We start from the raw sequence: 18,194 nt of genomic DNA on the forward strand, positions 1-18,194 counted from the left end.
AATCTACACACAAAAATATACCGAAAAAACAGACCAGCGCACGCAGGACTGTACTTCCTGGTATGGCCGGAGAGGCCCCTGACCTTCCCCCCGACCAACGGACGAGTCCAGCCGCCAACAGCCGCAGGCTCGAACCCCGCTCCGAAACCAAAGCCCGTCCCGCCCGAAAAGCGCATTCCCAGCCCGCCTTGACAGGGGGGCTCGCCTGACGGTTCATCGCGACGCCATGTCCCGGGCGATCTGTTCGGAGAGGGTGGTCAGCGCTGTTGCCTGTGCCGCGGCGATGGCGGCGGCGGTCTTGACCGGCAGGGCCACAACGATGTCGAACACCCGTGCCTTGTCGGAAAGCGGGGCCGGGACGATCTTGGGCGGCGCGTCGGGGTCGTCGAAATTCTCGATCGGATCCGGCGTCTCGGAGCCCATGAAATACTGCCCCGACATCCGGAAGGTATCGGATTGGGTGGCGATGAAGGTTTCGATGCGGATATCGATCACGCCCTTGGGCGGTTCGGGCAGGGGCCAGGGCTCGGGCGCCACCCGGGCAGAGGTCATGGTGTTGAGATTGCGCGAGATGATCAGCGTTGTGGCGCGCTCGGGCTCATCCGCCCAGAGTCCGAAATCGCTGGCCAGAACCTCGCCGCCCTCTCCCTGAACCGCGATTTTCTGATCGGCGGCATAGGTCGGCAGAGACACCGTTCGCACCAGCACCGTTCGCACCACCGAGTTCACCCGCAGTTTCGACGGCGCGGGCTCGAGCAGGTATTGCGGTTCGGTGTCGGCACAGGCGGTCAGGGCGGCCAGCGCCAGGGCGGAAAGGAATTTCGCGGCTGTCATGTCATCGACCTATAATCAGGGAATTCGGGTTGCGCTGAATGGTGCGCGCCAGGCTGCGCAGGGCGTCGGCGGCTTCGCTCACGTCGCGCAGGGTGGAGAGCGCACCGTTGATCAGCCTTGAATTGTCGCCGTAGGATTCGATTACCTTCTCGGTGCGGGTGGCAAGCGTCGTCAGCCGTGCGGTCAGCTTGGGCAGTTCGCCGGCGGCGGCCTCGACCGCATCGGCCGCGTTGGCGGCGGAGGCAAAGACGTTGTTGACGTTCTCGGTCGCGCCGCTTTCGCGCAGGCCGGCAACGATCAGGCGGACCTCTTCCAGCGTCGCCGTGGCCTCGTCGAGCGTATCGGTCAGCTCCGGCGTGATGGTGCGGAATTCTTCCAGGGTCGATGTAACCTCGGGCTGAAGCGCGCGCAGGTCGGCAAGCGTGGCATTGATGCCCGGCGCCACGGCGCGGATGTCGTCAGAAGCGACCAGCGCCGAAGCATTGTCGATCAGCCCCTGCACCGAAGCCAGGACCTCTTCGATCGGCAGGTTGTTGATCCGCTGAAACACGCCTTCGGCGGTGGCGTTCAGATCGCTGACCTCGGCCTCGATGGTGGGCAGTTGCGGAATGCCCATCTCGGTCATCACGATCTCGGCTTCCCCCTCTTCGTCGATCGGCAGCTCGATCAGGTCGACCACCAGATCGCTGGACAGCAGGCTGGCGGTGGCCAGCCGCACGCGCAGCCCCTCTTCGACATAGACGCTCAGCAGGTCCAGCGCTTCCTCGACGCCGTCCTCGTTCGACAGGCCGAGGCGGGACGGGATGATCGCCAGCATTGCGCGCATCCGCACGACCTTGCGGCCGTCACGTTCGCCGGCGACCATTGCCACATTGTCGACTTCGCCGACCGGCACGCCGCGAAAGCGCACCGTCGCGCCTTCGGCCAGCCCGCCCACGGTGCCATCGAACACCGCCAGCGCCCGCAGCCGCTCGGCGGTGGGATCGTTGAGCAGGCTCGAGCGCGCGGCGCTTTCGTCGGCATAAAGCGGGAATTCGGTGCCATCGGCCACCGCGTCGCCACCGGGGACGAAAGTGTCGAAACTGATCCCGCCCTGCACCAGCGAGGCCAGCGACGAGAAATTCAGCGAGACGCCGGAGGTGTCGAGCGAGACCGAGACCCCGGAGATATTCCAGAACCGCGTGTCGCTGGTGATGATCTCGTCATAAGGGGCGCGGACAAAGCCGGTGATGATCACCTGCTCGCCGCCTTCGGCCAGGTCGGGCGCTTCGACGGTACCGACCGGGATGCCCTTGTAGAGGATCGGCGCGCCGGCGATGATCGAATTGCTGTCGCGGGCGCTCAGCCGCACGCGGGTGCCGTCTTCGTCGGGATTGTTGATCGGGGCGTTTTCCAGCCCGTCAAATCGGGTGCGGGCGGCGCCGGCGGTGCTGTCCCACTGACCGACGATGTAGACGCCGGACAGGACGGTGTTGAGGCCGGTGATCCCCTGGGCCGAGATCTCGGGGCGCACCACCCAGAACTCCGCGTTCTCGTCGAGATAGGGCGCGAGATTGCGGTCGATCCGCACCGCGGCGATGACTTCGCCCAGATCGTCGGAAAAGCGCACATCCTCGACCAGCCCGACGGTCACGTCGCGATAGCGCAGCTCGGTCTTTTCGGCGGCAATGCCGGAGGCGCTGTCAAAGGCGATCTCGATCAGCACACCACGTTCGGCATAGGTCTGATAGGCGATGCCAAGCGAGACCGCGAGCGCGAGAATCGGCACCAGCCAGACCACCGAAAAGCGCGGGCCACGGGCGCGGCGCACCACCGGGTCGGCTGCTTTTGGCTCGGTCATTGCGGCTCCTCATCGGCATCCCAGATCAGCTTCGGGTCAAAGCTCTGGGCCGCCAGCATTGTAAACGCGACCGACAGCAGAAAGCTCACGGCGGCAATTCCGGGGTTGATGGTAGCGACCGAGCCCAGCTGGACAAGAGCCGAGAGGATCGCCACCACGAAAACGTCGATCATCGACCAGCGGCCGATGAATTCGACCACCTCATATAGCAGGTGGCGCTGATGTACACGGTCCGGCCGCGCCCGGCGCAGGCTGAGCGCGAGATACCCGATGGCGATGAACTTGCCGATCGGAATCACGATGCTGGCGAAGAACACGATAAAGGCCACGCCGTAAGAGCCGTAATGCAACAGCTCGATAGCGCCGCCGATGATGGTGCTTTCGGATTTGTCGAGCAGGGTCGAGGTGCGCAGCATCGGATAGGTATTGGCCGGGATGTAGATGACGATCCCGGCAAAGAGCCAGGCCCAGACCGTCTGAAGCGAGCGGCGGCTTTGATGGGGCAGGGTGTCGCCGCAGCGGGCGCATTCCTCGGCGCCCCGGCGGTCGACCCGCCCGCAGGTGACGCAGGCCACCAGCCCGGCTTGTCGTGCGGTTGTCATTGATCGGTGGCCTCGAGCGAATTCCAGATCGTGTGGCGGCACATGCTGGTGTCTTGCAGAACGGTAACCACCACAAAGCCTGACATGGCCCAGAAGGCGGGGCCGAGGTTGAGCGTCGCAAGCCCGCCGACCTTGACCAGCGCCACCGCGACGCCGACGATGAAGATCTCGGCCATGGACCAGGGTCGCAGCCGTTCGGCCAGTCGAAAGGCCGCCTTGGCATGGGCGTAAGGCTTCCGGTCGCGCATCAGCGGCAGCAGCGTGTAGATGATCGCCAGCAGCCGGAGGAAGGGGATCAGCACGATCAAGAGCGCCACCACCACCGCCAGCGGCACCATCAGCCCCGAGGAAAACACCTGAATCGCATCCAGAATCGAGGTGCGGTTGTGGATGCCGCCGGCCTGAAGATCGATGAAGGGAAAGAAGATCGCGGCGGTCATCAGCACGGCCGAGGTCATCGCCAGCGCCAGCACCCGGGCAAAGGCGTCCGAGCGCGGTGCGGCGATCACATGGCCGCAGCGGTGACAGAGCGCGATGGAGTTTTCGGGCACCTCGGGCTCGTTGTAGAGCGTGTCGCAGACCGGACAGGCATAAAGCGCGTTGCCCGCCGCTTTCTCGGGCCGCTCTTCGGTCTGCACCATGTCGTTTCGTTCCAACTTCCCGCTGCCCCGCGATCTGGCTGTCCATAACCAGTCGCGAACAGCCGAACAGAGAGTAGTGCGCCACCCGCGTGCTGTCCACTCTGCGCCGCGGCGGGGCGATCACTTTTGGGCGGGGCGGCGGGTGACCTTGCGGAATTTTGGCGCGGTGATCGGAGAGGGTGCAAGACCCTTGCCAAGCGGCTCAGGAACCCGAAGTTCGCGACGGCAAGGGCTCAGTCCGGGCGACCGCGGTTCGTCCAGTACATGACGCAGCAGGCGGCGAGCCCGAGCACGGCAAAGCCGGCGATCAGCGGGGTCACCGTGCCATTGATGCGGGCGCTGATCGCCGCTGCCAGGGGCAGCGACAGAAAGGTGGCGAGCGAGCCGACAAAGGCCGCGCCGAGGCCCGCCATATGGCCCAGCGGTTCCAGCGCCAGCGCGTTGAGATTGCCGAAGGTAATGCCGACGCAGAAAAACACCGAAAGCTGCCAGAGGATAAACAGAAGCATCGGGGGCTGACCGCCATAAATCGGCAGAAGCGCCCAGAAGCCAAAGGAAAGGCCGGTCAGCGCCACAAGCGCCAGCCCGGTGAGCCGGCGCATCCCGAGCCGCATCACCAGCGAGGCATTGACGATCGCCGCCGCCCCGAGCGCGGTGGAAGCCAGGGCGAAATAGGCGGCGAAGAGCTCTCCGACGCCGAAGACACCCTGAAAGATCTGCTGCGCGGCGCCGAGGTAGCCGACGAACATGCCGTACATCAGCCCGGCGGTCAGCGTATAGCCCAGCGCCACCCGGGTCCGCAGGATCTCGCGCAGGCCGGTGGCGATATCGCCCAGCCGAAACGCCCGCTTGTCCTCGGGGGCCAGGGTCTCTCTCTGCCGCAGGGCAAACCAGCCCACGACCGCCAGCGCCAGCACCACCAGCCCGGCAAAGGTCGACCGCCAGCCGCCCAGCAGGATCAGGCCCTGGCCCAGCGCCGGGGCGACAACCGGCACGATGATGAAGGCGGCCATGACGATCGACATGATCCGCGCCATCGCCCGGCCTTCGTATTCGTCGCGTACCATGGCGACAGTGACGATGCGCGGCGCAGCGGCGCCGAAGCCCTGAAGCACCCGCCCCGCCAGCATGATCGCCCAGCTCTCGGTGAAGGCCGAGACCAGGCAGCCGAGCACAAAGACGCCGTAGCCGGCATAGATCACCGGCTTGCGCCCGAAACTGTCGGCCAGCGGCCCGACGATGAGCTGGCCACCGGCCATGCCGAGAAAGAAGGCGCTGACGATGTAATGCCCGTCGGTGAGCTTGGGCGCGCCGAGATCGGCGCTGATCGCCTCGAGCGCGGGCAGCATGATGTCGGTGCCGAGCGCGCCGATCGAGATCAGCAGCGCAACCAGCGCGATATATTCGGCAAAGGCCGGTCGGGGCGGTGTCGGTCGGGTCATCGGGGGCTGCGGCCTTTGTCATCTGACGTCCGCCCTCTCCTAGACCCTGCGGCAGGGAAAGGCCAAGGCCTGTTCTCCCGTTCCCCGGGGCCCGCTTGCCGCGCTGTTGCCGGACAGCGGCGGCAGAGGGCGCCGGGGTCAGATCACGGCCATGGCTCCGATGGCGGCAAAGGCGTCCTCGGTGGTTTCCTTGCCGGCGCTCTTGGCACCGACCGCCCCAATCGAGCCCCAGACGGCGCCGCTTACCGCGGTGTTCACCAGCCCCTTGTCGAGCGGGTCGCCGTTGACCGCGTTCCTGGTCACGCTGACCGAGATGCCGATGGCCTCTTTCTTGGCGGTGTTGATCAGCACGCGCTTGCCGAACTCCTTGAACCCCGCCTTGTAGGCCGGCCCCGCCGTGCCGGCGGTTATCGCGGTCGAGACCGCACCCCAGAGCGCGCCGCTGACCACGTCGAACCCCGGCGTGACATTATGCGCCACGTCGTTGAGCGAGGTAGAAACCGCGCCGCTCACGGCGCCGCCAACCGCGCCGAACCCCGCCTTGATGCCATATTCGACGACGGTTTGCGTCGCCTTGCTGGCGGCCTGAACCGTCGCCGTGGCCCCGGCGCTGGTCGCCGCGGCGGTGCCCAGCGCGCCAAAGCCGAAGGAGATTGCCCCGGCCACCGCGCCGACGCCCATCGAGATGCCGTATTCCTTCCAGTCAAAGCTCTGGACGTTGAGCACCGAATAGATGATCGAACTGGCGCCGGCGCCATAAAAGAACCCTGCGGCCGCGGCCAGCGCCACCGCCGCCGGCGTCGCCAGCCCGCCGGTCACCACCTCGAGAACCCCCGCCACCACATCGATTGCCACGCCGATCAGAATCTCGACCGCGCCGATGATCACCCCGGCAATCGCCGAGAACAGGCTGCCGATCGAGAACCGGCCGTCCGGGTCGACATAAAGCACCGGGTTGTTGGCGGCATAGGTGTAGGGCGAATTGAACTGGCTCATCGGATCGGTATCGAGGAACCGGCCGATCTGGGCGCCGTAAAAGCGCGCCGGCGTGTCATAAAGCCCGAGATCGGCATCGAAGCGATGGCCGGTAAAGCGCAGGTTGGTGGCGTTCAGCGCCGGGCCGGAACTGCGCGAGACGGTGCCATAGGGCAGATAGTCGAAATCGGCCACCACCGCGTTCTTGTCATCGAGCAACCGGCGGACCGAGCCGAGATGGTCGCGCAGGATGTAGTAGACCTTGCCGTTGTGGCGCAGCAGGGCAAGTCCCTGCGGTCCGAAACCATAAAGCATCTCGTCGCGCGGCGCCTGTTCATAAAGCGGCACGTTGTCGGCGCCATAGGCATAGACGGTCTGCTCCACCGCGCCATTGTCGCGCGGCACGGTCTTGAGCACCCGCCGCCCGGTCGCGCCATAGCGATAGGTCACGTCATCGCCGCCCGCGACCCGCGCCGCCACCGGCCGCGAAATGCCGGGATCGTGGTCAAAGGCGATCTCGCGGCCGTTCTCGAACGGGGTGCCGACGGTCTTTGACGTCTTGGCCGCGCCGTTCTTTGTGTAGGTATAGCGCGCCACCTCGACGTCGCCGCCCCCGGTCACGTCGCGCAGGGTCTTGAGCCGCTGGGTCTGGGCGACATAGGTGAACGCGATCTCGCGCGTGCCGAGATTGGCGGCGCGCATATTGCCGTTGGCGTCGTAGCGCACCGGGCCGTCGGTGCCGAGGCTCCATTCCGGCTCGGCGGCGCAATCCGCCGTCTCGATCTCGCCCAGGCCATTGTAGGCATAGGCAAAGTCATGCGCCGGGGCGCCGCCCGCCGCCGGATACCCGGCCTTGGCGATGACCCCGTCGTAGTAACCCGCCCCCTTGTAGCCGCCGGCGGTATAGCTCAGCTCTTCGGTGAACAGCGCCGCCGTGGCGGTGCTGTCATGCAGCCGCGTCGGCCAGAGCGGCGGGTTGTAGGCATACTCGCGGTCGCTGGGCGTGCTGCCGTCGCCGCGGCGCTGCTCCGCCTCGGGGCGGCCATCGGCGCGATAGGCATAGCGGATCAGTTCCTCGTTGCCGGTCTCGCCCTGCGAGATCGTGCTGACCCGGCCCAGCGCATCGTACCGATAGCTCAGCCGCCAGCGTGTGCCCTCGATGTCGCGCGGATATTGCACCGCCAGCGGAGATCCCTGGGCGTCAAAGGCATAATCGGTCTGCCGGTCGCCGCTGACCCCGGTCACCGCCTGACGGATCTGCACGGTGTTGCCGAAGAGATCGTAGCGATAGCTGTCGCGGCTCGCCGATGTGCCCTCGTCGCTCTGGCTGGTCTCGACCTGCGTAAGCCGGCCGATGGCATTGGCCGCCGGATCGGTGCCGTCCCAATGCTGGCGCTTGCGCCAGGTGTCGGGCGTGGCGGGCCAGCCAGGGGCCTCGGTGGCCTTGGCGGTCAGGGTCTTGCGATCGAAACTGCCGGTCAGATAACCGTTCTCCAGCGGTCGGCCCAGCCGGTCATAGGTCCAGTAAAGATAGGTGCCACCGGCGGCGCCCTCGGGGTCTTCCATGAAGCGCAGATCACCGGCATCGGAATAGACGAACTGGCTGCTGCCGGTGCGGCCGATGGTCTTGGTCAGCGGCCGGCCGGCGAAATCGAAGCTCTGGGCGATCACCCAATCCTCGGGCAGGCTGTCGGCGGGCGGATCGAAGTAGTTGGGCTGGCGCCGTTCGACCGGGTTGCCGGCATCGTCGTAGATCACGAAGCTGGTGATCAGCTGCCCCTTGGTCCGCTCGGCCGATTGCACCACCACCTGGCCCAAGGTGGTCGAGATCGTGGTGGTCACATTGCCGTTGGGGTCGGTCACCGTCTCGCGCAGGTAGCCGGCGACCGGAAGGCCATGGCTGCCATCGTTGGCGCCATAGGCAACGCGACTGTCATGCGCGCCGATGGCAAAATCGGCGCCGGGCAGGCCGGAGGCCACGGTGCGCCCCAGGGGCGAGGCCTCGAAGACCTCGCGGGCATAAGGAAAACCGCCGTCGTCGGGATAGGCCTCGGCGACACGGCCGGTCATCTGGCCGCTGGTCCAGTCGAGCCTGGCCATGTCCGGCGTATAGGCCAGCAGCGGGGTCTTGTCCGAGGCCGCGATCCAGGCCGGCTTGGCCTTGACGGCGAGCCGGCCGTGGCTGTCGGCGAGGAACTGGCTCACGGTCATCCGCTCGTGTTCGAGCCCCTGCTGTTGCAGCGGAATGCCGGTGGTGTCGGTGTAGTTCACGGCCGCTGCCGGCGCATGGCCCAGCGCGAGGTCGGAGATCTCGACCTGGCTGTCGAAATGCAGGGTCAGCGCGCCGGTGATGGCGCTGTCGAAGACCTCGCTGAAGATCACCTTGCCGTCGATGCGAAAGACGAGGCTGCGCTTGTGAACCAGCAGCTGCCAGACCCCGCCCACCCGATGCACCGCGACCTTTGCCTCCTCCGCGTCGTCCAGCGGGGTGAGCACATAGCGATAGTCGGCGCCGGGCGGATGGATCTCCTGCACGCCGGTTTCGGGATGCCGGGCCACCCGCGCATCGCGGGGCAGGTGCAGGCCGCGCCGGGCAAAGGCGGTGACGATCTGCGGCGGGACGGTGGCGGGGGCGCCGCTGCGCAGGCTGGCCCGGGCCTCTTCGGGCAGCGCAAGCGTCATCACCCGGTCATGGCCGGTCAGGGGTTCGCCGCTGCGCGCCTTGGCGGTGCCGGGGCCGGTCAGGCTCCAGAGCCCGGTGGCGGGGTTCCAGTCGAGCTTGACGCTAGTGCCGACGCTGATCCCCAGCGCCCCGACCGGCGTTGTCACCGGCCGGAGTTGCGCGCCAAAGGCAAAGCCGCGCGCCGGATCGGCGGCGGTGGCGGTCAGCGTCGCCGGGCCCGTGGCGCCGGCATTGGTCAGCATACCGCCGGTCGATTGCCAGTCGCCGGCGGCACCCGGGGCCCAGGTTGCCCGCCAGGCGCCGCCGCAAGTAAAGGTCTCCATCCGCCCGCCCGACGCCGGGCGCAGCACCGCCTGGCTGTTCGGGTCGGCGGGGTCAAAGCTGCCCTCATGGCCGTCGCGCGACTGGTAATGCGTGGCAATCTCCGACAGTTCGTCGCGCGCATTGGTGCGCAGGACCACCCGGCCGAAGGGATCGTAGCGGCTGCGCGAGGTCACGCCGTTGGCCTCAATCTTGGCGTCGGGCAGCCAGAGCCGGGTGTCGAAACCGGTGGCCGACCAGGTGCAATCGCCCGGCGCGATACAGAGGTTGTCGACCAGAACCGGGGTCTCGGTATTGGCATTGGTCAGGCTGACGGTGATGTCGGATTTATCCGCCGTCAGGTCGAAACCGGCGGCAAGATAGAGCCAGTCGCCGCAAGGATCGGGGAAGGGGCTGCGCGCCGTCAGCGTGCCGTTGACGACAACGGTCAGCTCGGCCGCGCCGGCGCTGGTGTCGAAACCCTCGGGCCGCTTGACCCAGGTCGAGACGATCATCCGCCCCTTGCCCTGCGCGATCCAGTTGCGGCGCAGCGCCTCGGTGCCGATGGCCGCGCCGGGGTTAAGCCGGATGGCGCGGGTGCCGGTGTGAGCGTCGATCTCGCCCTGGGCCGATGGCGGCACGATCTCGGCGCCGCGGCCCAGGCTCCAGCCATCGGGCGCCTCATAGGGTTCGGCCCCCCAATAGCTGGCCCAGCCCGCGCTGCGGGCGGCGCCGGGGAAGCTGGCCACCAGATAGCGGCTTTCGCTGTCATAGACAAAGGACGAGGCGGCGCCGCGCGCGTCGATCTGTTCTTCGATCAGCAGGCTCTTAGCGCTGCGCGACAGGATCTCGGCCTCGCGCACCCAGCCGGCATTGGCGCCGCCGGAATAGTCGAAATCCGGGGTGTTGCCCTCGGCCTTCCATTGCCAGGACCCGCTCTTGGCCAGCCGTGACGGGGCAGCCCCGGCGGACCAGTCCTTCCAGGTCGTGGCCTTGCTTTCGATCACCGTGACCTTGCCGCTGGCATTGTCGGTGACCGCCCGATCCATCCGCGCGATGGCCGAAAGGTAGTGCCGCGCTTCGAAGGCCACCTTGTACTCCGGCACCTCGTGGGCAAAGACCAGCGACTTGGAGAGCCATTTCCGGTTGCCCCGGCTGTCGTGGTAATCCTGCCGCCGCGACCTTTCGAGCCCGCTTTCGCTGTCGAATTCGGCAAAGCTGGTGACGGTCACCGCATCGCGCGTGGTCCGGGTTTCGACCGGCTTGGCATAAGAGCCGAAAAGCTGCCGGCCGCCGGGGCCCTTGGTGAAAACCTGCCAATAATTGAGCTGCTCGGCCACCAGATCGCCCCGGGCATCAAAATCGCGCCGTGCAAGTTCGATCCCGTTGAGCGTCTGGTCATAGTTCAGGATCCAGCCGGTGGGATATTTCAGGCTGTCCTGTGGCGAAACGCCATTGGAATAATAGTATTCCGAGCGCCCGTCGGGCTGGTTGCGCGGCAGATCGTTGCCGGTGGTCTTGACCCCGGTGACAACCGAGACCTCGGGATATTGCGCCAGCCCGGTGCGGGTGTCGTAAGACACGATGGCGGTCGACGAATTTGCATAGATGAAGCTTTCGACAAAACCCTGATCGGGGTCGAAGGGGTTGGCGATGGCGGTCCAGGCCACCGGCGTGTCACGGGCAAAATCCTCGAGTACGCCATTGTCGAGGTTGATCAGGGTGAGCGATCCGGCCTGGTCGAAATCCTCGGCCGAGGGGTAGGTCACGAGAAAGCGCAGGCCGGCCAGGTTGCTGCCCGGCCCGGCGGCATCGGCCGGCACCGATACCTTCTGCGGCCCGCCCGGAAGCACCTGCACCGGACCGATATCGCCATTGCGGGTGGCGACGATATAGCTGTGGGCGCTGGCGTCGTCGCTGTCCTGAAAGGCGATGTAATTCGGCGCGCGGTTGGCGACGCTGGCCTCCGGCCCCAGCCCGGTGAGTTGTTGCGACAGGGCCCGCCAACTGCCGTCGGTTCGGTTGAAATAGACCGTTTCGCCAATGGTGAGATAGCTGCCGAAAACCGTCGCCGCGCTGCCCGATTGCACCACGTTGGGCTGTGGCTGCCAGGCGGCCGAGGCTGGCTGATTCGGATCGAAGCGCAGGATTTCCGCCGTCGTGCGCTGGGCGCCGTCGACCGTGACAAAGGCGGTGGCATCGATCTCCGAGGCGAAATTCGGGCGCTCGCCCGCCGCCAGCGTCAATGTCTTTTCGACCCAGTTCACATTGGCGCTGGCGCGCTGGTCGCCGCCTTCGTTGCGCAGGTTGATCAGGTTGTTGTTGAGATAGTTCTGCGAGGCCACGGTCTGAAAGACATTGTAGGCCGCGGTGCCATTGTCGACCGCTGCCGTCTCTTGCATTGTTTTCGGGCTGGCGCCGTTGATTGCGGCGAAGCGCTCGTCAAGCTGATGCACCGCCACCGCATAGTTGATCGCGCTGACCGAGGTGCTGGTGACATAGGTGGTGGCAAGATAGCTTGATTGCGCCACTACCGCCAAGAGCCGCTGGCCGTTCTCTTCGGCAATATCGACATTGGCGGTGTGCCAGCTGCCGCCCGGCTGCCAGCTTCGGTCGGCGGCGCGGTAGAAGGTTTCATAGCCGATGCGTCGGGTCTTGGCGTCCCAGGTGGCGGCGACGTAATAGGTGTCAAAGGCGGCGAGGGCGAAATTGCCATTGGCGGTGGCCTGCGATCCCGAGGGCCGGATCGGCGGCGCCGACCAGGCCTGCCGCTGCCAGTCCCAGGAAAAGCCCTGATAGACCCCGGCCGAGAAATCCAGATTGCCCGCGATCACGTAATCGCGGCCGGCGGCATAGACCGATCTGCCGCTCTTGCCCGCGCGCAGGTCGAGATAGCGAACGCCCTGCACATCTAGCGTCCAGGCGCCGAAAACCGCCGGATCGGGCCGGAACAGGCAAAGGACATCACGGTTGCCCTGGGTATCGCGGCCAGAGACCGCCAGATAGCCTTCCTGCGGGCTGGCCCAGAGGCTTTGCGGATCGATCTGGGCATTGCACAGCGCGGCCGGGGTGATATCGACACTCTGCCACCTGCCATTCCAGGTCGAGACCAGAAGCCGGAAGCCGTTGGCGCCGGTGAAACTGGTCAGCACGTAATCCGGCCCATGCCAGACGCCGGGCGTCGCCTGGCCCAGCGGGTTCTTCAGCGTCGTGCGCCGTGGCGCATCCAGCACCAGTTCCTTGTAGCCGACGCTGGCCTCGGCGCCGCCGGGATAGGTGATCTTGATCAGCGCGCCGGGATTCACCGCCGAGGTATCATTGTCATAGGCAAAGCGCATCGAGGGCAGCACCCGGCCCTCCGGGCTCCACTGGAACACCGAGGTCAGCACCCGTTTCCACATCAGGTCGCGCGCCGGATCGGTGGTCGCGGCGAGATTGATGAAATCATAGGTATAGGTCAGCCCGTGGATCTGCCGGCCCTGGGCGTTGAACACCTCGACCCGTTCCAGATACAACGTTTCGTAGACATCCTGATAGGCGTTTGGCGCGGGTTTGCCAGAGTTGGCGGCGTGATATTCGACGATCTGCTGCGGGCTGGGATTGCCGGCGCCGTATTTCTCGCCATAGACGAATTTCACCACCCGGCCGAGGCTGTCGGTGATCTGACTGACATAAGAGGCCTGGGTATAGGTCTTGCCGCCGCGGTCGCCCACCGCCACCTCGGTGGCGCGATATTCATAGCTGACGGCATCGCCCGCTACGGTCTCGATCCGGGCCAGATTCCAGGCGCGGGCATAGCGTTCCTGACCGTCGAGGCGGCTGGAGGAGCCGGTGAAATTGCCCCAGCGCACGCCCCATTGCACCGCGTTGGCCGCGCCCCGGCCGCCATAACTGTGCACGGTGCCGTCTTCCTTGACGATGCGCCAGCTTTCGTCGGCCGGATCATAGGTGATCTGCCAGAACTGGAACTGCCTGAGCTGATAGCTCTGCCGCCCGGCGCTGTCGGTGCCGGTGCAGATCATCGGGTTGGCGCTGCCGCCGGCGATCAGGAAATGCCGGTCAGACGCCGGGCTGCCATTGCCCGAGGTCTCCACCACGATGCGCTCGACCGGCATCTGCCAGCCAAGACCGAGAATGCCGGTGGGCGCGTCGAGGTTCCAGGTCTCGACATCGCGGGCGATATTCGAGGAATAGAGCGCCGAGACCTTCACATCGAGGCCCTTGCGCCCCTCGAGTGTCAGGAAATCGATCGGCAGCGAGAGCGTGCCGCGGAACTGGTTGACGCTGGTCTTGATGTCGCCCACCGCCGCGTCGTTGAACTCGAAAGAGCGGATGGCCGGCACATTGGCCTTGTCGGGGCTGGTTTCGGCAGGGGATTGGCGGGTCATGGGCGGCTCCGTCTCACGATGGGATATGGCTCAGGCGTGGGCCGCGACCGGGCGCAGCGCGCGGCGCAGGCGGGCCTCGTCAAGCGGCTCGGGATCGCCGGCGAGGGTCGCCAGGTGGCGGCCCTCGGCCGGGCGCATGCCGATGGTGTGCTGGCGATAGAAATCCTCGGGCACCTGCCAGACCTCGACCTGATCGGGATTTCCGCCATGGTCGCGGTGCACATAGAACAACGGGCTTTCCGCCGGGATCGCCACGCCGGCGGCCACCACGCGCGGCCGATCGGAAAAGTTGGGCGGCGAGCCGTGAAAGGTGCGGCTGTCCATCAACAGCACCTCGCCCGCGCGCATGGGCAGCGCCTGCATGAATTCGCCCTCGATCACCGGGATCAACTCGCGGTAGGGCAGGCCGGAAGGCTCGCGCCAGTTGGAATTGAGCAGATGCGACCCGGGGGCGAGGCTCAGGCAGCCGTTTTCCGGGGTGACGTCCTGCAAGGGCGCCCAGATCGACAGGGCGAGATGGCCGGGGCGGTTTTCGTCGACAAAGCTCAGATCCTGGTGCAGCCCGACGCTGGAGCTGTCGCTGTTGGCCGCCTTGGCGGCGACCGAGCCGACGATGATGCGGAATTCCTCGAGCACCGGCAGCACGCGCGCCCGCCAGATCTCGGCCAGCGCCGAATGCACGCCGGCCCGCATCGCCAGATCGTCATGCAGTACCGAAGCCATGAAGCCATCGTCATGCGCCTGGGCCACGCGGTCATAGACCGCGCGCAGGGCGGCAAGGTCGCCTTCGGTCAGGAGCGGCAGCACGACATAGCCGTCGCGGCGCAGCAGGTCTTCGGAATGCGGGTCCCTGAGGGCGCAGCGCGGACGGGTCATGGCGGTCTCCTTGATTGTCGGTCGGGTCATGTCTGAGGGTGCCGGGCCTTGCCGCGGCTTCGGGTCACAAGCGCGCCGCAGACCGCGCCGGGCAGGGCGCGGATCACCGCCTCGGCGCCGATGCGGCTGCGGCCGTCAGGCAGGCAGAGCACGGGCTGGCCCCGCCACTCCGCCGGCAGCTCGGGCAGGTCTTCGGCGGCGCGCAGTTCGAGCTGGCCCAGCGACAGCGCCCGCGCCAGTCGCGCCAGCCGCAGGCAGGGCCGGCAGCTCCGGCTGTAGATCAGCATCGGCGGGCGGGGGGCGCTCATGCCGCCACCCCGGCACTGGCGGCCGCGCCGGCCCGATCCTGCCAGAGCCGCGCCAGCACGCGCAGCGCCGTGGCGGTGGTGAAACTGCCGGCGATGTCGGTGAAATACTGGCCGTCGGGCGCGTCCCAGGGGGCGGTGCAGGCCTGATCGGTCACCCGCAGATCGGCGCCGCCGGGAAAGCCGCCGTCGGGCAACTGCCGCCGAAGAAGCGCGGCCAGCGCCCCCGCCAGATCCTCGGCCTCGGTGCCGTGCAGATGGGCGACGCCCACCGCGCATGCGAGATCGAGCGTCGTTTCGGCGCCGAGGCTGAGCCGCCGGGGCAGCGCTTCGGGCAGGGGCTCGCCAAGCGCATCGAGCACCTCGCGGGTGAGCAGCGTGCCATAAAGCGGGCTGCGCCACCAATAGGCCCGCCAGGTGCCGTCGGGCTGAAGATTGTCGGCAAGACCCCGGCGAAAGCCGTCTGCGCGCGCGGCCCGGGCGGCGGCCGGCAAGGCGGCATAGGCGTAGGGCGTGACGTCCCAATGCGCCTGGGCCCAGGCGTCGCTGCCGTCATAGGTGCTGATCCCCGACGCGCCCTCGGGCCAGCGCGCCGCGAGAAACCCGGTATCGGCCTCGGCGCAGGGCCGGTCGAGCCGGTGCAGCAGGGTCAGGACCATGGCGGTGCTGTCGCTGTCGGGCCCGGTGCTGGCATTGTAGCCCCATCCGGCCGCATAGGGCCGGTCGCGGCACAGCCAGTCGGCGGCACGTTCGGCGGCGGCGCGCGCCGCGGGCAGATGCAGGCGGTCTGCGGCCTCGGCGAGGCTCATGCCGAGATAGCCGGTGATCCACTGATCGCTGGCGCCCACCGGCAGCTCGTAATCCTGCCAATGGCCATCCTCCCGTTGCTGCGCCAGCAGATAGGCCACCGCATCCTCCGCCGCGGCGCGCAGGCTCTCGGGCGCATTGGGGCGGGCGTCGGGGCTGGGCTGAAGATAGAGGTTGAGCCGCGCCGCGCCCTCGGCGGAGACGCCACAGCCCAGAAAGGCGATCCGCGTCTCGCCGCCATCGAGGAGCGGGGCGACATCCACCGGCGGGATCCCGAGCCGGGCGCAGCAGGATGTCACGATCCGCTGCCAGTCCTCCAGCGTGTGATCGAGGCAATGCCCACAGAGATCGGCCTTGCAATCGACCAGCGCGCCGGTGGCGAGATCGAAGCCCATGCTCATCACCAGCCCGTCGAGATCGACCCCCCGCCCGGCCATGGCGATGGCGAGGACATCCAGCATCGCCGGGCTGGCCAGCGGCGCGAGGCCGAGGGCGTGCACATCCTGCGGCGCGGTCAGGCGGAAATAGATCTTGGCGCGGCCTTTGCCGGCGTCGAGCCCTTCGAGCCCGTAAGAGGCGGGCGCGCAATGCGGCCTGAGCCCGGCGATCGCTTGATGCGCCGGCCCGGCGTCGGGCAGCAGGTCCGCCAGCCAGGCGCCCGCGATGTCCCAATCTGTTCTCGCGGCCTCGACATAAAGTGCCAGCCCCGGCCGTTCGGCGGCAAGGCCGAGCCAGAGCGCACCGTCGCGAAAGGTGTCCCGCACGGCGCGGTCTTGCGGCAAGACCCGCGCCAGCAGCGCTTCGGCCGAAGGTCGAAGGCCCTCGGCGCCGGCCGTCCGCATCGCGGTGCCCATCGCCTGGCGCGCGGCATCGATCCGCGCGGCGCCCGAAAGATGCGCGCAGGGATCGCCGAGATAGCGCAGCGCCTGGCCACCGGGTCTGGCCGTCAGGCAGAGTTGCAAGGGGGTTCCGTCCGAATTCAGCGCCGAGCGCCCGAAGGCGTCTTCGGCATCAAGCCGCTCCGTGCCGAGCACTGCCGCCAGGCATTCATCCGTGCGGGCGCGCTGCGCGGCAGGGGTCAGCCGCCGCGCCGTCTCGCACAGTCGGAGGGTGCGCCGCCGGACCCTGGCCAGCGGCGCCGCCATTGTGGCTGGCATCAGCTCGGGGGAGGACCGGCGTTGACGGTGATGACGCTGGGCGTGCCACCGCTGTCGCCGTCGGCGCCGTGATCGCCGGCCTTGCCGGTCGCGCCCGGCGTGCCGTTGCCGCCGCCGCGCGAGCCGCCCTTGCCGCCCTGACCGCCGGCACCGCCGACGCCGCCGCTGCCGCCATTGCCGGGGTTGCTCGGCTCGGTGATCGGCACGATGTTGGCGCCGCTGTCGAGCTTGCCGTAAGACAGGGTCACCCGGCTGCCGTTGCCGCCGTCGCCGCCCTTGCCGCCGCTGCCGCCGTTGCCGCCATTGCCACCGTTGCCGCCGTTATAGCCATCATGGCTGTAGGCGCCGTCCTTGTCGCCATTGCCGCCGGTGCCGCCATTGCCGCCGTTGCCACCGTTGCCGCCATTGCCGCCGTTGCCGCCATTGCCACCGCGTCCGGCGACAAAGATCGTGCCGGAAAGCTCGCCGATATAGATTTTGGCGTCGGTGGCATCGCCGCCTTCGCCGCCTTCGATGCCGCCCGATCCGTCGCCACCATCGGCGCCATTGGTGCCGGAAGAGCCGCTGCTGCATCCGGTCTTCCAGTTGCAATTGGCGTTGCGCCCGTCGACCCCGCCGTTGCCGGTCTGGCCGTTTTGCCCGGCGTTGCCGGTCTGGCCCTGGGCGCCGACGATGCTGACATCAGGTGTCGTCTGGCCGCCGGCCATGGCTTCCGCCATGAGATTCATGTCGTCTTTCATTCGTTCGTCCTCCCGCGGGGCGTTATTCCTTGACCAGTTTGTCGATGGTGACCTGGGCTGAAGTCTCGACGAACACCTGGCCGCCCGATTTGATCGTCACCGTGCCGAAATCCCTGTCGGAATTTGTGATACGGAGCGGGTCACCCGGCTCCACCGTTACATCGCGTTTCGCCATGATGGGTCCTCTTTGCTAATGTGATTTCCTGAAAACGCCCAAGGGAATCCCCCGGGGAACTTATCAACAGTACACTCGGACACGCACCGGAGGGCGCGCGTTAATTCAGACCGTCGGGCCGTTTTATTTGGCCCGACGGAAAACTTGTTTCAGGATCGGAGCACTCCATGCCGCCAGGTTGGCAGCAATGAAACCCACCCGGCGAAGCCGAAGGTGAAACCTCCAGCAGAAAGAAACCACTCTCTGCCGTATGCACTTAAGGGTTGAATGCACCTATCTACTTCACAACCTTGCTGCGATTCTTCACATCCGTCAACCGTTACGGGTGACGCAGCGTGACGTGCGTCACATCCAATATGAGATGGGCTTTTCGCGTTTTCCTGCGGGTTTCGTGCCGAATTTTTCGGCTTTTTGCGGATCTTTGAGTTC

At 67.0% G+C, this 18,194-nt stretch carries 11 protein-coding genes; all 11 read right to left on the reverse strand.

From position 1 onward, the window contains the following. Nucleotides 1–213: 213 nt before the first annotated feature. Nucleotides 214–834, reverse strand: coding sequence for an ABC-type transport auxiliary lipoprotein family protein (locus PVW49_RS05655; RefSeq protein WP_274590099.1), 621 nt, complete (start codon nt 832–834; stop codon nt 214–216). A gap of 1 nt (nt 835) precedes the next feature. After that, on the reverse strand, nt 836–2,674 hold the full coding sequence (locus PVW49_RS05660) for a PqiB family protein (RefSeq protein ID WP_048529547.1): 1,839 nt from the start codon (nt 2,672–2,674) through the stop codon (nt 836–838). After that, nucleotides 2,671–3,276 (reverse strand): paraquat-inducible protein A, encoded by a 606-nt coding sequence (locus tag PVW49_RS05665; RefSeq protein WP_074834189.1) that lies wholly within the window; start codon nt 3,274–3,276, stop codon nt 2,671–2,673. The genes PVW49_RS05660 and PVW49_RS05665 overlap by 4 nt, the downstream gene beginning before the upstream one ends. Continuing rightward, the gene (locus PVW49_RS05670) at nt 3,273–3,932 is read right to left on the reverse strand and encodes a paraquat-inducible protein A (RefSeq protein WP_274590100.1); all 660 of its coding nucleotides are present in this window, start codon (nt 3,930–3,932) and stop codon (nt 3,273–3,275) included. Before PVW49_RS05670 ends, PVW49_RS05665 begins: the two co-directional genes overlap by 4 nt. A gap of 218 nt (nt 3,933–4,150) precedes the next feature. Next, nucleotides 4,151–5,359 carry a multidrug effflux MFS transporter gene (locus PVW49_RS05675; RefSeq protein ID WP_274590101.1) on the reverse strand — a complete coding sequence of 403 codons (1,209 nt, stop codon included), beginning with the start codon at nt 5,357–5,359 and terminating at the stop codon, nt 4,151–4,153. A 138-nt stretch (nt 5,360–5,497) separates the two neighbouring features. After that, entirely contained in the window at nt 5,498–13,705 is an 8,208-nt protein-coding gene (locus PVW49_RS05680) for an RHS repeat-associated core domain-containing protein (protein ID WP_274590102.1), read from the reverse strand. A gap of 30 nt (nt 13,706–13,735) precedes the next feature. Continuing rightward, entirely contained in the window at nt 13,736–14,581 is an 846-nt protein-coding gene (locus PVW49_RS05685; RefSeq protein WP_074834193.1) for a phytanoyl-CoA dioxygenase family protein, read from the reverse strand. A 26-nt stretch (nt 14,582–14,607) separates the two neighbouring features. Continuing rightward, on the reverse strand, nt 14,608–14,889 hold the full coding sequence (locus PVW49_RS05690; protein ID WP_139211140.1) for a hypothetical protein: 282 nt from the start codon (nt 14,887–14,889) through the stop codon (nt 14,608–14,610). Next, nucleotides 14,886–16,838 carry a prenyltransferase/squalene oxidase repeat-containing protein gene (locus PVW49_RS05695; RefSeq protein ID WP_274590103.1) on the reverse strand — a complete coding sequence of 651 codons (1,953 nt, stop codon included), beginning with the start codon at nt 16,836–16,838 and terminating at the stop codon, nt 14,886–14,888. Before PVW49_RS05695 ends, PVW49_RS05690 begins: the two co-directional genes overlap by 4 nt. An 11-nt stretch (nt 16,839–16,849) precedes the next feature. Beyond that, nucleotides 16,850–17,590 (reverse strand): hypothetical protein, encoded by a 741-nt coding sequence (locus PVW49_RS05700; RefSeq protein WP_274566207.1) that lies wholly within the window; start codon nt 17,588–17,590, stop codon nt 16,850–16,852. A 22-nt stretch (nt 17,591–17,612) separates the two neighbouring features. Next, on the reverse strand, nt 17,613–17,765 hold the full coding sequence (locus PVW49_RS05705) for a hypothetical protein (RefSeq protein WP_158499003.1): 153 nt from the start codon (nt 17,763–17,765) through the stop codon (nt 17,613–17,615). Between the last annotated feature and the right edge of the window lie 429 nt (nt 17,766–18,194).

The sequence above is a fragment of the Marinovum sp. PR37 genome (genome assembly GCF_028807375.1).
Taxonomy (GTDB): Bacteria; Pseudomonadota; Alphaproteobacteria; order Rhodobacterales; family Rhodobacteraceae; genus Marinovum; species Marinovum algicola.

Excerpts from the sequence above, each read along its gene's own strand:
- PVW49_RS05700 (WP_274566207.1), bottom strand. The coding sequence starts at position 17,590 with ATGAAAGACGACATGAATCTCATGGCGGAAGCCATGGCCGGCGGCCAG.
- PVW49_RS05675 (WP_274590101.1), bottom strand. The coding sequence starts at position 5,359 with ATGACCCGACCGACACCGCCCCGACCGGCCTTTGCCGAATATATCGCG.
- PVW49_RS05680 (WP_274590102.1), bottom strand. The coding sequence starts at position 13,705 with ATGACCCGCCAATCCCCTGCCGAAACCAGCCCCGACAAGGCCAATGTG.
- PVW49_RS05660 (WP_048529547.1), bottom strand. The coding sequence starts at position 2,674 with ATGACCGAGCCAAAAGCAGCCGACCCGGTGGTGCGCCGCGCCCGTGGC.
- PVW49_RS05695 (WP_274590103.1), bottom strand. The coding sequence starts at position 16,838 with ATGGCGGCGCCGCTGGCCAGGGTCCGGCGGCGCACCCTCCGACTGTGC.
- PVW49_RS05655 (WP_274590099.1), bottom strand. The coding sequence starts at position 834 with ATGACAGCCGCGAAATTCCTTTCCGCCCTGGCGCTGGCCGCCCTGACC.
- PVW49_RS05690 (WP_139211140.1), bottom strand. The coding sequence starts at position 14,889 with ATGAGCGCCCCCCGCCCGCCGATGCTGATCTACAGCCGGAGCTGCCGG.
- PVW49_RS05705 (WP_158499003.1), bottom strand. The coding sequence starts at position 17,765 with ATGGCGAAACGCGATGTAACGGTGGAGCCGGGTGACCCGCTCCGTATC.
- PVW49_RS05685 (WP_074834193.1), bottom strand. The coding sequence starts at position 14,581 with ATGACCCGTCCGCGCTGCGCCCTCAGGGACCCGCATTCCGAAGACCTG.
- PVW49_RS05665 (WP_074834189.1), bottom strand. The coding sequence starts at position 3,276 with ATGACAACCGCACGACAAGCCGGGCTGGTGGCCTGCGTCACCTGCGGG.